Source organism: Pseudoalteromonas sp. PPB1 (genome assembly GCF_015356275.1).
GTDB lineage: Bacteria > Pseudomonadota > Gammaproteobacteria > Enterobacterales > Alteromonadaceae > Pseudoalteromonas > Pseudoalteromonas rubra_D.
In genome coordinates this window covers 1-526 of the sequence record NZ_JACEQV010000096.1, presented here as the reverse complement: position 1 = coordinate 526, position 526 = coordinate 1, and the positions used below count along the sequence as shown (strand labels likewise).

3 tRNA genes are annotated in these 526 nt (G+C 46.2%); all 3 read right to left on the bottom strand.

Going from position 1 to position 526, the window contains the following annotated elements:
• Positions 1-38 precede the first annotated feature (38 nt).
• Positions 39-114 (bottom strand) — tRNA-Phe (locus IY568_RS24465).
• Positions 115-350: 236 nt separating this feature from the next.
• Positions 351-426, bottom strand: a tRNA-Thr gene (locus IY568_RS24460).
• 11 nt (positions 427-437) lie between these two features.
• Positions 438-513: transfer RNA gene (locus IY568_RS24455), tRNA-Phe, on the bottom strand.
• Between the last annotated feature and the right edge of the window lie 13 nt (positions 514-526).

Here is a 526-nt window from a genome sequence, read left to right as displayed (position 1 = left end):
TTGCTCTACCAACTGAGCTAAGTCGGCACACTTAATAATGGTGCCCAGAGGCGGAATCGAACCACCGACACGAGGATTTTCAATCCTCTGCTCTACCGACTGAGCTATCTGGGCTAAAACTGGTTATTATATTGTGCTACTCTTTCGTCCATAAAGCGGTGGCCTGTCGTCGTCCTGACTCCACCTCAACAAGCTGCGAAGCGATGCTTCGGTCTTGTTTCGCCCAACTGAGCTATCTGGGCTAAAACTGATTATATTGTGCGTTCTGTAGTTAAACGCATATCAAGACAATGTCTTGATAGTGACCGAAACTTTATCATTTCAGTCGAACTCAAATATGAGTTAATAAATGGTGCCGACTATCCGAGTCGAACGGATGACCTACTGATTACAAGTCAGTTGCTCTACCAACTGAGCTAAGTCGGCACACTTAATAATGGTGCCCAGAGGCGGAATCGAACCACCGACACGAGGATTTTCAATCCTCTGCTCTACCGACTGAGCTATCTGGGCTAAAACTGGTTAT